General features: G+C 68.0%; 14 protein-coding genes and 1 pseudogene. 7 read left to right on the forward strand and 8 right to left on the reverse strand.

The genetic code is table 11. From position 1 onward, the window contains the following. Positions 1–86: 86 nt before the first annotated feature. Both ACSQ2B_RS03240 and ACSQ2B_RS03245 read left to right on the forward strand, forming a co-directional pair. Positions 87–1,553 (forward strand): aldehyde dehydrogenase family protein, encoded by a 1,467-nt coding sequence (locus tag ACSQ2B_RS03240; protein ID WP_436047287.1) that lies wholly within the window; start codon positions 87–89, stop codon positions 1,551–1,553. A gap of 60 nt (positions 1,554–1,613) precedes the next feature. Next, entirely contained in the window at positions 1,614–2,657 is a 1,044-nt protein-coding gene (locus tag ACSQ2B_RS03245) for an ABC transporter substrate-binding protein (protein ID WP_436047288.1), read from the forward strand. A 7-nt stretch (positions 2,658–2,664) separates the two neighbouring features. Here the strand turns inward: ACSQ2B_RS03245 and ACSQ2B_RS03250 are convergent, their stop codons facing one another. Beyond that, positions 2,665–3,222 (reverse strand): DUF4337 domain-containing protein, encoded by a 558-nt coding sequence (locus ACSQ2B_RS03250; protein ID WP_436047289.1) that lies wholly within the window; start codon positions 3,220–3,222, stop codon positions 2,665–2,667. An 87-nt stretch (positions 3,223–3,309) separates the two neighbouring features. On the opposite strand from ACSQ2B_RS03250, the gene ACSQ2B_RS03255 reads away from it, so the two are divergent. Continuing rightward, positions 3,310–4,356: an aldo/keto reductase gene (locus ACSQ2B_RS03255; RefSeq protein ID WP_436047291.1), complete on the forward strand. Its 1,047-nt coding sequence runs from the start codon at positions 3,310–3,312 to the stop codon at positions 4,354–4,356. A gap of 5 nt (positions 4,357–4,361) precedes the next feature. Here ACSQ2B_RS03255 and ACSQ2B_RS03260 read toward each other — a convergent pair. The 3 genes and pseudogenes from ACSQ2B_RS03260 to ACSQ2B_RS03270 all read right to left on the reverse strand — a co-directional run. Then, positions 4,362–4,453: pseudogene (locus ACSQ2B_RS03260) on the reverse strand (hypothetical protein); the annotation flags it as partial. Positions 4,454–4,469: 16 nt separating this feature from the next. Further along, positions 4,470–6,215, reverse strand: a complete 1,746-nt coding sequence (locus ACSQ2B_RS03265) for an FAD-dependent oxidoreductase (protein ID WP_436047293.1) — start codon at positions 6,213–6,215, stop codon at positions 4,470–4,472. Between the two features lie 57 nt (positions 6,216–6,272). Continuing rightward, a complete protein-coding gene (locus tag ACSQ2B_RS03270) occupies positions 6,273–6,737 on the reverse strand; it encodes a hypothetical protein (RefSeq protein WP_436047295.1) in 465 nt (154 codons plus the stop codon). Between the two features lie 382 nt (positions 6,738–7,119). Between ACSQ2B_RS03270 and ACSQ2B_RS03275 the strand changes: the two genes are divergently transcribed. Next, positions 7,120–7,434: a Rieske (2Fe-2S) protein gene (locus ACSQ2B_RS03275; protein WP_436047297.1), complete on the forward strand. Its 315-nt coding sequence runs from the start codon at positions 7,120–7,122 to the stop codon at positions 7,432–7,434. Between the two features lie 71 nt (positions 7,435–7,505). Continuing rightward, on the forward strand, positions 7,506–8,594 hold the full coding sequence (locus tag ACSQ2B_RS03280; protein WP_436047299.1) for a phosphotransferase: 1,089 nt from the start codon (positions 7,506–7,508) through the stop codon (positions 8,592–8,594). Between the two features lie 4 nt (positions 8,595–8,598). Here ACSQ2B_RS03280 and ACSQ2B_RS03285 read toward each other — a convergent pair whose 3' ends face one another. Both ACSQ2B_RS03285 and ACSQ2B_RS03290 read right to left on the reverse strand, forming a co-directional pair. After that, positions 8,599–9,135 (reverse strand): SRPBCC family protein, encoded by a 537-nt coding sequence (locus tag ACSQ2B_RS03285; protein WP_436047301.1) that lies wholly within the window; start codon positions 9,133–9,135, stop codon positions 8,599–8,601. A gap of 42 nt (positions 9,136–9,177) precedes the next feature. Further along, positions 9,178–9,498: an antibiotic biosynthesis monooxygenase family protein gene (locus ACSQ2B_RS03290; protein WP_436047303.1), complete on the reverse strand. Its 321-nt coding sequence runs from the start codon at positions 9,496–9,498 to the stop codon at positions 9,178–9,180. A gap of 175 nt (positions 9,499–9,673) precedes the next feature. Between ACSQ2B_RS03290 and ACSQ2B_RS03295 the strand changes: the two genes are divergently transcribed. Then, positions 9,674–10,663, forward strand: coding sequence for an NAD-dependent epimerase/dehydratase family protein (locus tag ACSQ2B_RS03295; RefSeq protein WP_436047305.1), 990 nt, complete (start codon positions 9,674–9,676; stop codon positions 10,661–10,663). A gap of 11 nt (positions 10,664–10,674) precedes the next feature. Here ACSQ2B_RS03295 and ACSQ2B_RS03300 read toward each other — a convergent pair whose 3' ends face one another. Continuing rightward, the gene (locus tag ACSQ2B_RS03300) at positions 10,675–11,652 is read right to left on the reverse strand and encodes an NAD(P)H-dependent flavin oxidoreductase (RefSeq protein ID WP_436047307.1); all 978 of its coding nucleotides are present in this window, start codon (positions 11,650–11,652) and stop codon (positions 10,675–10,677) included. A gap of 127 nt (positions 11,653–11,779) precedes the next feature. After that, positions 11,780–12,391, reverse strand: a complete 612-nt coding sequence (locus tag ACSQ2B_RS03305) for a TetR/AcrR family transcriptional regulator (RefSeq protein ID WP_436047308.1) — start codon at positions 12,389–12,391, stop codon at positions 11,780–11,782. Between the two features lie 146 nt (positions 12,392–12,537). Between ACSQ2B_RS03305 and ACSQ2B_RS03310 the strand changes: the two genes are divergently transcribed. Continuing rightward, positions 12,538–13,722, forward strand: coding sequence for an acetyl-CoA C-acyltransferase (locus ACSQ2B_RS03310; RefSeq protein ID WP_436047309.1), 1,185 nt, complete (start codon positions 12,538–12,540; stop codon positions 13,720–13,722). Positions 13,723–13,738 lie beyond the last annotated feature (16 nt).

Genomic DNA, 13,738 nt, shown 5'->3' on the forward strand with positions numbered 1-13,738 from the left:
TCGGGGCGGTGTTTGAATGCGGCGCCTCCAGCTTGCCCGCCAGGAAGGCCTACTCTCGCAAAAAAGCGGATTGGAGGAGAGACCCCATGGCAGTGCTTCCGGAAGCCAAGCTCTATGTCGATGGCGTCGTGCGACGCGCGGCCGGCGACAGGCTCTATGACAACATCGGCCCGTGGACCGGCGACGTCGTCGGCGTCGCCGCCGACGCCTCGGCCGCCGACGTCGAGGCGGCGATCGCCGCCGCCCGCCGGGCTTTCGACACCACCGACTGGTCAACCAATCACGCCAAGCGCCTCGAGCTGGTGCAGAAGCTCTACGGCCTGTTCGTCGCCAATCGCGACCGGCTGGTCGACATCGCCCGGCACGAGGTCGGCGCGGCCTGGGTGGCCGTCAACCGCGCCCAGGTCGACCTGGCGCTCGACAGCTGGAAGGACCTGATGGACGTCTTCCCCGAGGTCCAATGGGAGAAGGATCGCGGGACCAAGGAGACCTACGGCTTCACCACCTATCGCAAGAGCGTCCATGAGGCCGTGGGCGTGGTGGGCGCGATCACCCCGTGGAACTTCCCGATCTATGTGAACGTCGAGAAGGTCGTCTCGGCCCTGCTGGCGGGCTGCACCGTCATCCTGAAGCCCGCGCCCGACACTCCGCTGTCGGGTTCGATCTTCGGCGAACTGGCCGCCGAGGCCGGCTTCCCGGCCGGCGTGCTCAACGTCATCACCGCCTCCGATCCTGCCGAGGCCGGCGAGTTGCTGGTGACCGATCCGCGCGTCGACCTGATCACCTTCACCGGCTCCACCGCGATCGGCAAACACATCATGCGCCAGGGCGCGGAGACCATGACCCGGGTCTTCCTGGAACTGGGCGGCAAGTCGGTGAAGATCGTGCTGGAGGACGCGCCGAACTTCCAGATGGAGGTCGCCCAGTCGATCCTGGTGTTCCACGCCGGCCAGGGCTGCGCCGTGCAGTCGCGCCTGCTGGTGCCCAAGAGCCGCTACGACGAGGCGGTCGCGATCCTGACGGCGACCTACGCCGCCTTCGAGGACAAGTGGGGCCATTTCGACGATCCCGCCTGCCCGATGGGTCCGGTGATCTCGAAGAAGCAGATGGACCGGGTGAAGGCTTACATCGACATCGGCGTCCAGGAAGGCGCGCGGCTGATCGCCGGCGGCCATCTGCGGCCCGACAAGGGCTCCGGCTGGTTCATCGAGCCGACCTGTTTCGTCGACGTGACCAACGACATGCGCATCGCCCAGGAAGAGATCTTCGGCCCGGTGCTGGTGGTCATTCCGTTCGAGGACGACGAGGACGCCATCCGCATCGCCAACGACAGCGTCTATGGTCTGTCGGGCGGCGTGGTCTCCGCGGATCTCGATCGGGCGATGAAGGTCGCCAATCGCATCCGCACCGGCACGATCAGCGTCAACGGCGGCGCGCCGATCAACGGCGACCTGCCGTTCGGCGGCTACAAGCAGAGCGGCATCGGCCGCGCCTGGGGCGTCGAAGGCATCGAGGAATATCTCGAGACCAAGACCATCGGCTACCGGAAGTAGGATCGAGCTGCCGCCTGGAGGCTTCCCGTCTCCGGGCGGCGATTTGCCCTGGGGAAGACGATGGAGGCTCCGCTGAAGGTGGGCGTGCTCAATGACATGTCGGACGGCCCGCCCGGGCCGGGCGATGTCGAGCGGTGGCTGCGGCTCTGTGTCGACGATCTGGCGGCCGCCGGTCGGCTCGATCGTGAGGTGGAGTTCGTCCACGCCTGGGGTCTCGGCCTGCCGGGCGGGACGGCCGCTGCGGTGGAACGAGCCTATGCGGATCTCGCCCAGCAGGACGTGCTGCTGATCGTCGGGCCGGCGATCGGCGACAACGCCCTGGTCGCCACGCCGCTCGCCGAGCGGCATCGCACGCCGACGCTGAACTGGGCGGGCGCCGAGCGGGCCCGCGGTGACTACATGTTCCACCTGCAGGTGGGCTCCCATGAGGACGAGTCGATCGTGTTGGCCCGCTACCTGGCCGCTCTTGGCCTCAAGCGGGTGGGCGTGGCCTGCGATCGTTCGCCGATCGGCCGCAAGCATCTGCAATTCCTGCAGTCCGAAGCGGAGATCCTGGGATTGCGGATCGTCGCGATCAGCGGGCTCGCGCCGCTCGCCGAGGAGGCGACCGCCGAGGTCGACGAGTTGCTCGACGCCCGCCCGGACGCCATCCTCTACCTGGGCCTGGGTCTCGCAGCCCCCGCAGTCGCCCGCGCCCTGACGGCGCGCGGCTGGCACGGGCCGCGAGCGATGAACACCGCCGGCCTGCGAGGCTACTGGGCCGACTTCGCCCAGGTCATCGACGGCTGGGCCTATGTCGACATGCATTCAGACGGCAACCGCACGCTCGCGGCCCTGCGCGAGCGGCTGGGCGTCTCGCCCGCCGCGGCGCTCGCCGCCGCCAAGGGCTACGACCTTGGCCGCCTGGTCGCCGAGGGGCTGGCCCGCGCACCGGAACGTACGCGCGATGGCGTTCGAGAGGGGCTCGAACAGGTGAAATGGCTTGCCGCCGCCGAAGGTCATGAGGGAACCCTGCTGGGCTTCGGCGTCCACGACCGCGGCGCCCTGCATGGCCGCTATCTGGTGATGCGCCAATGGCGCGACGGCATGTCTGTCGAACTGTGAGCCTGGGTCAGCTCAAAAACTGCGCCAGCGGCGAGTGCAGCGCCCAGCCCAAGAAGCCCGCCAGGCCCATGACGATCCCGCCGGCCCCGAATAGCCAGGCGGCGTAGAGCGTGCCTGCGCTCTCCGCCAGCGCCGCCACGGCCGAGATCGAGATGGCGATGGAGATCAGGGCGTCGGAGGCGTCGAACTGGTCGTCGTGCACGTTCAGCGCATCGTACTGGGCCTGGAAGCCTTCCGCCTGGGTCCGGAGCGCGGGGATTTCCTTGTCGTACTTGGCGATTTCGCCCGTCAGCCGGGCGCGCTCGACGGCCGCGGCCGGCGTAGCGGCGGCGGAAAGCAGGTTCAGCTGGGCCAGCGCGGTCTCGTCGATATGCAGCTTGGTCTTGGTGGCCTGATACTCGCCCCAGCGGTCAACGGCGTCGGCCTGGGCCTGCTGCATGCCCTGAACGATGTTGCCGTCCTTCACCTGGGCCAGGCCCATGAAGACAGAGAGGACGACCACGGTGATGGCCACGGCCTGGTTGAGGCGCTTGTCCTTGGCCTCAGCCGCGATCTCGATTTCCATGACGTTCAGCTAGGTCATGTGCGGCCGGCGCGCCAGAGGTCGCCTATAGTCGCCATCGTCGACAAGAACAGGTGAGGGAAACGCATCATGGAATATCGTCTGCTGGGCCGAAGCGGCCTGAAGGTCTCCGTCTTCAGCTTCGGGGCCATGACCTTCGGCGGGGCCGGGATGTTCGCCGGCATCGGCGACACCAAGGGCTCTGACGCCAAGCGCCAGATCGACATGTGCCTGGATGCGGGCGTGAACCTGTTCGACACCGCCGACATGTATTCGGCCGGGCAGTCGGAAGCGGTGCTGGCCGAGGCCTTGGGCGAGCGCCGCAAGCAGGTGCTGATCGCCACCAAGTTCTTCGGCAAGATGGGCGAGGGCGTGAACGACCACGGCGCCAGCCGGCTGCACATCGTCGAGGCCTGCGAGGCCAGCCTCAAGCGGCTGAAGACCGACTACATCGACCTCTACCAGATCCACAACCAGGACCTGCTGACCCCAGCCGAGGAGACGCTGCGGGCGCTCGACGACCTCGTGCGCGCCGGCAAGGTCCGCTATATCGGCTCGTCCAACCACTCCGGCTGGACCAAGATGAAGGCGCTGGCGACCTCCGAGCGCCTGGGCCTCAACCGCTACATCAGCCAGCAGATCCAGTATTCGGTGCTCGACCGCGACTGCGAGGCCGAGCTGCTGCCGCTGGGCGTCCACGAAGGGGTCGGCGCGCTGATCTGGAGCCCGCTGGCCTCGGGCTATCTCTCGGGCAAGTTCAGGAATGCAGACGGCGGCAAGGCTCGCCTGACGAACGGCCAGCGGCTCCACGCCATGGACGACGAGCGCGGCCGGCGGGTGGTCGACCTGCTCTTGGAGATCGCCAAGGGACGCGCTGGAGCGACCGCCAGCCAGGTCGCGCTGAACTGGGTGGCGCGCAAGGCCGGGGTCAGCTCGATCATCGTCGGCGCGCGCACCAACGACCAGCTGGCCGACAATCTGGCGGCGGCCACCTGGTCGCTCAGCGACGGCGAAATCGCCCGGCTCGACGAGGCGAGCGCGCGGCCCCTGCGCTACCCCTACTACATGAACAAGGACTTCGGCGGCGGCCGCAACCCGGACCTGCCGTTGCTGCCGGGGATCGTGGAAGCCAAATAATCCTCGTCATCCCGGACGGCCTGCAAGGCCGAGCCGGGACCCAGGGCGGTGCGCACCGCCCTGGGTCCCGGCTCTACGCTGCGCTTCGGCCGGGATGACGGGGCTGGTAGAAATTACTCCGCCGCCGCGGCCGCCTTGGCGCGCCGCCCGCCCGACTTGGGCTGGTTGCGGGTGCGTGCGGCGATGTCGTCGGCGGCGATGAAGCCGAACACCATGGCCGGGCCGATGGTGGCGCCGGCGCCGGGGTAGCAGTCGCCGAACGGCGAGCCGGCGGCGTTGCCGGCGGCGTAGAGCTTCGGAATCGGCCGGCCTTCGCCGTCCACCACCCGGGCGTGGGCGTCGGCCTTCAGCCCGCCCTTGGTGCCGAGGTCGCCGAGATTGATCGGCACGGCGTAGAAGGGCCCCTTCTGGATCGGGCCGATGCAGGGGTTCGGCTTGACGGTGGGGTCGCCGAACATGACGTCATAGGCGTTGCCGCCGCGGCCGAACTGGGCGTCGACCCCGCTTCGGGCGTAGTCGTTCATCGTCCGGACGGTCTGGGTCAGGGCCTCGACCGGGACCTGGATCTTGGCCGCCAGGGCCTCGATCGTGTCCGCCTTGAAGATGTAATGGTCCCACCAGTCCTTGGGGATGCGCCAGTCGGGCATGATGGCGGTCGGCATGAAGCCGCCGGCGGTGAACTTGTCGCGATAGAGGGCGTCGAAGACGTGCCAGCAGGGCGTGTTGGCGCCGGTCTTCAGATGGTCCTCGACCATGGCCGCGCCGAACAGGTCGTAGCCGGTGGCCTCGTTGACGAAGCGCACGCCGTTGCGGTTGACGCAGACGCTGTGCGGCCGGCCGACGTCGAACGCCGCCTGGTGGATCTCTTCGTAGTTGGAGGCGCCGGGCGAGGGCATCTTCATGGTGGGGATCCACCAGCCGCTCTCGGTGTGTTCCGTGGTCGCGCCCACCGCCAGGCCGGCGATCAGCCCTTCGCCGCGGTTGGCGTCCTCGGGCGTGCTGGTGAAGCGGGTGAGGGTGGGGATCGGGAAGAAGCGGTCGCGCAGCTCCTGGTTCCACTCGAAGCCGCCGGAGCAGATGATCACCCCGTGGCGGGCGGCGATGTCGTAGCGGCGGCCGAAATTCGAGACCCGCACCCCGGTGATCTCGCCCTTGCCCTGGATCAGCTCCTCCAGCTTGGTGTCGAGCCGCACCTCGACGCCGCGCGCGAAGATCCGCTGGTAGAGCTGGCCCATCAGGGCCGCGCCGATGGTGAACCGGCGGTCGCGGGCGGTGAACCTCCGCGTGCCGACGTCCAGCCAGTAGTTGATGATGATGCGAATGACGTTCTTCATCCAACCCGGCGAGCGGGCCAGGATCGAGAAGGTTTCGACCAGGTCCATCGAATAGCGGCGGAACAGTTTGAAGCGCGAAAACTGCTCGCGCATGAAGATGAACTTGTCGTCCAACTGGCGGCCGTCGAAGGTCGGGCAGATGATGGAGCGGTCGGCGCGGGCGCCCGGCGCGTCGGGGAAATAGTCGGCCCAGTCGGCCTTGATCAGGTCGAACTTCAGCGCCTTCAGGAAGCGGATCATCTCCGGCGCCTGGTCGACATAGGCCTCCATCCGGTCGCGCTGGACCGGGCCCTTGATGACGCTGTCGAGATATTTCAGCGCTTCCTCGCGGCTGTCGCCGGTCTCGGCCAGGTCGTGGTTGGGGACCCACATCACGCCGCCGGAGGTCGCCGAGGTGCCGCCGTACTTGTTGGTCTTCTCAACAATGAGCACGGAGAGACCCTGTTCGGCGGCCCGCAGCGCCGCCGTGGCCCCGGCCGCGCCGGAGCCGACGACGACCACGTCATAGATTTCAGGGGTGCTCATGATCTTCTTCCGGATGTCTTTTCTGAGCCGGCCCGCGAGCCAACACGCAGTCTAGTCTCAGTTGTGGGGGACCGCATCCAGGTGCGAGCCCGGCGGAAAGTGGAAGAGCTCGATGTGGTGGCCGGTGTCCTTGCGGGCGTCGGCGTAGGCGTAGACCCCGCCCATGGTCTCGAAACCGATCGGCACCGGCCACTTGGCCTTGGCCGCCGCCAGCGCCTCGTCGAACTGCTGGCGCGTGTCGAAGTGCTGGCCGATATGATGGAAGAGGGTGGCGTAGCCGCTTTCCGGCAGGATCTGGCGATAGACGTGGTCGTCGTTGGCCAGCGGCTGGATGATCTCGTACTGAACGCCGTTCTTGTAGGCGAGGGCGAAGTGGCAGATGGCGCTGCTCGTGGCGCTCGTCGCGAACACCGCCTCGCGCATCTCCATGTAGTCGGTGATGGCGTGGATGCGGCCGATCTCCTCCATGGCGCGGTCGAAGTCGTTCGTCACATAGGCGAACTGATAATAGTTGCGGCTCAAGACGCTGCCTCCCTGACCCCGGCCATGGCGCTGGTCCGGCGATATTTGCGCGCAATGTCTATGCGGCCATGCGCAGGAGAAATGACGGTCGCGGCAGGGCCACTTGTTTCCGCGCGCCTACGGGCGGCGCGGGCTGCTGGAGATGGAAAAGCGGTGCAATTACCAGGACCAAGCCGGCGGGCCTCTGGGCCAGGATCAGCGGGAACCGCACAACGCCCAGAGACAAGTCTTCCGGCATCCGGGGGTGTTGAAACGGGGCCTCAGGGGGGCGCTTATTCCGCCACGAACAGGTAGAGATCGCCCAAGAGGATTCAGGCGTTTCAGTGAGCCGATGGCTCGAACGCGCTGTGGTGCAGGAATGATGTGAGGCGGAAGAGGCTGTATGACGTCAGAGTCGTTTACGCGCGTCGCGAGGGTGTCGGATGTGGCCCCGGGGACGAGCCTGCTGGTCACGGTGGCCGGCAAGGAGATCCTGCTTTGCAACAGCAAGGACCAGATCACCGCCATCATCAACAAGTGCTCGCATGCCGACGAGAAGCTCGAGTGCGGACGCATCCGCAACGGCTGGATCTCCTGCCCGGCGCACGGCGCACGGTTCAGCCTTGAGACCGGCCAGGCCATGAACCATCCGGCGACGCTGCCGATCCAGACCTTCCCCACCCGCATCGTCGACGAGTGGGTCGAGGTCCAGGCCTAAGCCCTTTCCGACGTCGAAGACGACCCGCGAGCGGTCGAACCAAGAAACGAAACATCGGGAGGAACGAGGCCATGGGGCAGGGCAGGGGCCTGAATCCGTCCCGCATCCCGCTGCAGTGGGAGCAGGTGACGCCGGACTGGATGACCGCGGCGATCCACACGGTCCATCCGGACGCCCGGGTCGGCGACGTCCGGATCGTCACCCGCGACGACGGCACCAATCGCCGCGCGCGGCTGGGCCTCAGCTACGCCGCGGGCTCCGGGCCCGAGACCGTCTTCCTCAAGGCGCACGCCGCGGGACACCGGATCACCCATCTGCGCAACGGCAACCTGTTCAACGAGGCGCGCCTCTTCCAGGCGGGCGCGACCCTGCCGGTCGACCATCCGCTGGTCTACAAGTCGATCGTCGACTACCTGCGGCTCGATTTCCTGCTGGTGATGGAAGACATCAAGCAGCGCGGCGCCGATCCCAGGGATGCGACGACGCCGATGACCGTCGACCAGGTCGCCGACGGCCTGCGCGGCCTGGCCAGGCTGCACAGCCAGTACTGGGGCTTTTCGCGGCGGACCCACCCGAAACTCGGGTGGGTGCAGACCTGGAAGCCGACCAAGGGCTGGCAGGCGGGGTTGGGCAAGCGCATCCCGATCGGCCTGCAACGCGGCGCGGACATCCTGCCGCCGCAGGTCGTGCGGATGAGCGGGGCGGAGGTTCTTGGGCTCTGGACCCGCTACGTCGGGACCCTGTCGAAACAGGCCATGACCCTGCTCCACGGCGACGCCCACATCGGCAACACCTATGTCCTGCCGGACGGCTCGGTCGGCTTCCTCGACTGGCAGGTCATCCGTCGCGGCGGCTGGTCCCAGGACGTCGGCTATTTCCTGATCGGCGCCCTGACCGAAGACGACCGGCGCAAGCACGAGCGGGCGCTGATCGAGGAATACCGCCAGGCGCTCACCCTTCCCAAGGGACAGACGCTCTCCGCCGAAGACGCGTGGCTGCAGTATCGCGCATCGACCATCTACGGCCTGGCCATCTGGCTCTCGACGCTGGGCACCGACGGCTGGCAGGCGCGGCCGATCTGCGAGGCCCTGTCCCAGCGCTATGCCGCCGCCTTCGTCGAGCTGGAGACCGAGGCGGCGCTGGCGGCGATCGGGGCCTGAGCCGTCAGTCCGCCTTGCCGGTCTCGACGAGGCGCTTGAACCGGGCGAGTTGCGCGCCCAGCACGGCGTCGACCGGCGCCGCCCAGGTCTCGGCCAGGCCGCCCTTGGCGTAGCCGCCGACGTCGTAGCTCAAGCGCACCTTGGTGGCTGCGCCGGCCGGCTCGAGCTGGATCGCCAACGCCCCTGCAGCTCCCGTGAACTGCAGAGGCCCCAGGCCGCCGAACATCCGTAGCGCAGACCGTCCGTCAGCGTAGGTGATCGTCATGTGGCGCACCGCGCCGGCCGCCAGTCGTTCGCAGAAGCAGCCCGCCGTCAGGTCGAACGACAGGTTCTTGGCGTCGCCGGAAAAGGAATGCCGGCTGTCCCACCAGAGCGCTGGCGTCACGAGCGCCGCCCAGACCTTCGCCGGCGGCGCCGCGATCGTCGCCATCTGGACAACCTCGAAGCCCTGCGGCGACCGGTCCGTCACTTCCGCCATCACGGGAGCTGCGGCCATCACCCAGGCCGCAGCGGCGGCGGCGAGAGATATTTTCGTTCTCATGCGAGCCTCGTGACACCCGAGATGATGGCCATAAGCCTGCGCCTAGGCGACCGCGACGACCTCCTGCAGCACGTCGAAGCCCTCGAACTGCGGATGGCCGGCGTAGACGTCGCGGCTGCCGCCGGAGTCCTTGTGCGCCAGGCGGAAGGCCTCGGACTTGGTCCAGGCCTCGAAGGCCTCGCGCGACGCCCACAGCGAATGGGAGGCGTAGAGCCGATGGTCCTCGCGTTCGGGTCCCTTCAACAGGTTGAAGGAGACGAACCCCGGAACCTCGCGAAGGTGGGTGTCGCGCCCGAGCCAGATGGCCTCGAAATCGGTCTCGCGGCCGAGGTTCACCTTGAAGCGGTTCATCGCGATGAACATGGGGCCTCTCCTGGATTGGCTGGGCCGCCCGGCCAGCGTCGCTGGGCGGGGTTTGCTGCGGCCGGGCGGTGCGATGACTACAACTTTTTCACGGACGCCCGATCCTAAAAGAGTTCGAGGGGACTGGTCACGCCGTGTCTTGGAGAGCGGCGTCGGCGCCGCTAGGACGCTGGCCATGCGCATCCTCCTGACAGGATCCTCCGGCTGGCTCGGCCGGTATCTCGCCCCGATGCTTCGCCGCCAGGGGCACGAGGTCGTCGGCCTGGACGTGACGCCCGGCGACGACACCCAGGTCACAGGCTCCGTCGCCGACCTGGCGACAGTCGAGCGCGCCTTTTCGGTCGGCGGGATCGACGCCGTCGTGCATGCCGCCGCCCTCCATAAGCCGGACATCGCGCGCCACCCGACCCAGGCCTTCATCGACGTCAACGTGACCGGGACGCTGAACCTGCTGCGGACGGCCGTGTCGGCCGGCGTCAGCCGGTTCGTCTTCACCTCGACGACCTCGCTGATGATCTCGCAGGCGATCCGCGACGAGGCGAGTTCTGCAGCGGCCTGGCTGGACGAAGCCTCCGGCCCGCTGGCGCCGCGAAACATCTACGGGGTGACCAAGCTCGCCGCCGAAGGTCTGTGCCGCATTTTCCACCTCGAGCACGGGCTGCCGTGCATCGTCCTTCGCACCTCCCGCTTTTTCCCGGAGGACGACGACACCCTCACCGAACCGTCGGGCGAAAACTTGAAGGCCAACGAGCTTCTGCATCGCCGGCTGACCGTCGAGGACGCGGCGTGCGCGCATGTCCTCGCCCTGGACCAGGCCCCGGCCGTCGGGTTTGAGGTGCTTGTCATCTCGGCGCCGCCGCCGTTCGCCCGGGCGGAGGCCGGGGCGATCAAGCACGATGCGAAGGCGGTGATCCGGCGGCTCTTCCCAGACGCCGAGGCGCTGTTTTCAGCGCGAGGCTGGGAGCTGCCGAAACGCATCGGACGGGTCTATGACCCCTCGCGAGCCGAGCGGGTGATCGGCTTCCGGGCCGAAACCGATTTTGCAGTTGTGCTTGACGCGCTGCGGGCCGGCCAGCCGCTGCCGTTCGCCCACGATCCGACCTATGTCTCCCCGCTGGAGCGCCGCCGCGCCACGTCCGTAGAACGCGACGTCGGCGTCACCTAGCGGTCGGGGCCTCAGCTTAGGAGGCCGGACAGTCGGCCGCGGATGATCTGCTCGGCGTCGCGGACGATCCGGCTGACCAGCTCCTCGCAGGTCGGGATGTCGTGGATCAGCCCCTGGATCTGGCCCGCCCAGACCAGGCCGGCGTCGATGTCGCCGGTCTCCAGCGCGACGCGCCCCTTGGCGCCGCCGACGTACTCGCGGATGTCTTCGAAGACCGCCTCCGGACGCGACGAGATCTCCACCACCTTGTCGGAGATGGTGTTCTTGGCCACGCGGCCGGTGTTGTGGAACTTGCGGAAGATCAGGTTGGTCGACCGTTCGTCGTTGGCGACCAGGAAGTCCTTGATCTTCTGGTGGATCGGGGCCTCGACGGTCGCGCAGAAGCGCGTGCCCATGTTGATGCCTTCCGCGCCCAGCGCCAGGGCGGCGGCGAGGCCGCGCCCGTCGCCGAAGCCGCCCGAGGCGATCATCGGGATCTTCACCTTGTCGGCCGCGGCCGGGATCAGGATCAGGCCGGGGATGTCGTCTTCGCCCGGGTGGCCGGCGCATTCGAAGCCGTCGATGGAGATGGCGTCGACGCCCATCCGTTCGGCCGACAGCGCATGCCGCACGGCGGTGCACTTGTGGACCACCTTGATGCCGTGGGCCTTGAAGTCGTCGACGTGCTCCTGCGGCTTGTGGCCGGCGGTCTCGACGACCGTGACGCCGCTATCGATGATCGCCTTGCGGTACTCGGCGTAGGGCGGCGGGGTGACCGAGGGCAGGATGGTCAGGTTCACGCCGAAGGGCTTGTCGGTCATCGCCCGGCAGCGATCGATCTCGCGCCGGAGGTCGTCGGGCGTCGGCTGGGTGAGGGCGGTGAGGATGCCGAGGCCGCCCGCGTTCGATACGGCTGCGGCGAGTTCGGCCCGGCCGACCCACATCATGCCGCCCTGAACGATGGGATGTTCGATGCCCACCAGCTCCGTGAAGCGCGTGCGGAGAGCCATGTCGGAAACCCTTTATGAGACGCGGCGGTCAGGAAGTTACTCGCGAGTAGTTCCCGCCGCCTTGGCTTGTCAACCGAACCTCGAGGCTCGGAGTGAACATCGAACTGCCCCAGGCGGTCAGGGGCGGTCAGCGCGGCGCGAGGCCGCGCATGAGAATGTCGACCATCTGGGACGCGACCTCTTCCGGGGGCAGCCGCCCGTCGGGCTTGTGCCAGCGGGCGGGCCAGTTGAGCGCCCCGGCCAGGGTGAAGCCGGTGAGCTGCACGTCTGTCGGCGCGATGGAGCCGTCGGCGACGCCTTCGGCGATCAAGGCCTGCATGGCCTTGTCGATCTCGCGCTTGAGGGCGCGAAATCGCGTGGAGCTTTCGTTCGTGAGCTGTTCGTCCGCCGTGCGGATCACGCAGCGCCCGAAGTCGTCCATGATGATCTCGGCGTAGCGCCTGAGGAAATCGCCGAGGCGATCGAAACCCGTCCCGGGCTCGGCGTGAGCCGCATCGGCGGCGGCGCGCAGCTGCTCGACGCCGCGGGTCACGCACTCGAGCAGGACCTGATCCTTGTTCCCAAGATAGTGATAGATTGTGGGCTTGCTGACGCCCAGACTGGCGGCGACGTCGTCCAGCGACGTGGTGTGGAAGCCTTGGCTGTTGAACATGCGCACGGCGGCGCGCAGCACGGCCTCGCGCTTTTCCTGGCGCTGTGCGACGCGTTCAGCCTGGGTCCGGAAGGGCGAGTGATCCACTTGGCCGGTCTTTCGCTTGAAATTGCGTCCGCGTCGATTGACCACGTCAGTTCGGCACCAATATACTCATCGGTAGATTACCGACTAGGCAGTTTTGTGTTCGCGCCTGTTCGGCGTCCCCCCATAGCCTTCCTGGAGCGCTCCCCATGACCGCTGATCCCGTCGTCATCGCCGGCTACGCCCGTACGCCCATGGGCGGCTTTCTCGGCGACCTGTCCGGCCTGAAATCGACCGAGCTCGGCTCCGCCGCCGTCAAGGCCGCCGTCGAGCGGGCCAAGGTCGATCCGAGCGCGGTGGAGCAGATCTTCATGGGCTGCGTCCTGCCCGCCGGCCTGGGCCAGGCCCCGGCGCGCCAGGCGGCGCTGGGCGCGGGTCTTTCGCTCAACACCCAGGCGACCACCGTCAACAAGATGTGCGGCTCGGGCATGCAGGCGGCGATGATGGCGCACGATGCGCTCGCGGCCGGCAGCGCCGACGTGATCGTCGCCGGCGGCATGGAGAGCATGAGCAACGCGCCCTACGCCCTGCCGAAGCACCGCGCCGGCGCCCGGCTCGGCCACGACAAGATCATCGACACCATGATGATGGACGGCCTGGAGGACGCCTATACGCCGGGCAAGGCCATGGGCGCCTTCGCCGAGGACGCGGTGCGGGACTATCAGTTCACCCGCGAAGACCAGGACGTCTATGCGCTGCGCTCGCTGTCGCGCGCCGTCGAAGCGATCGCCAGCGGCGCCTTCAAGCGCGAGATCGCGCCGGTGACCGTAAAGGGCCGCGGCGGCGACACCGTCATCGACACCGACGAACAGCCGGGCAAGGCCAAGCCGGACAAGATCCCGTCGCTGAAGCCCGCCTTCGTCAAGGACGGCACCATCACCGCCGCCAACGCCTCGTCGATCTCCGACGGCGCCGCGGCCCTGGTGATGACCCGCGAGAGCGTGGCGAAGAAGCTCGGCCTGCCGATCGTCGCCCGCGTCGTCGGCCACAGCGCCCACGCCCATGAGCCCGGCCTCTTCACCACCGCGCCGGTCCCGGCGATCAAGAAGCTGCTTGAGAAGGTCGGCTGGACGGTCGACGACGTCGACCTGTTCGAGGTCAACGAAGCCTTCGCCGTGGTCGCCATGATCGCCGCGCGCGAGCTGTCGATCCCGGACGACAAGATCAACGTCAACGGCGGGGCGACTGCGCTCGGCCACCCGATCGGCGCCAGCGGCGCGCGGATCCTGGCGACCCTGCTGGCCGCCCTGGAGAACCGCGGCCTGAAGCGCGGCGTCGCCAGCCTCTGCATCGGCGGCGGCGAAGCCACGGCCATGGCGGTCGAACTCGCCTGAGGTTGCGCGGGGAGGG

The organism is Phenylobacterium sp. LjRoot225 (genome assembly GCF_964252855.1).
Taxonomy (GTDB): Bacteria; Pseudomonadota; Alphaproteobacteria; order Caulobacterales; family Caulobacteraceae; genus Phenylobacterium.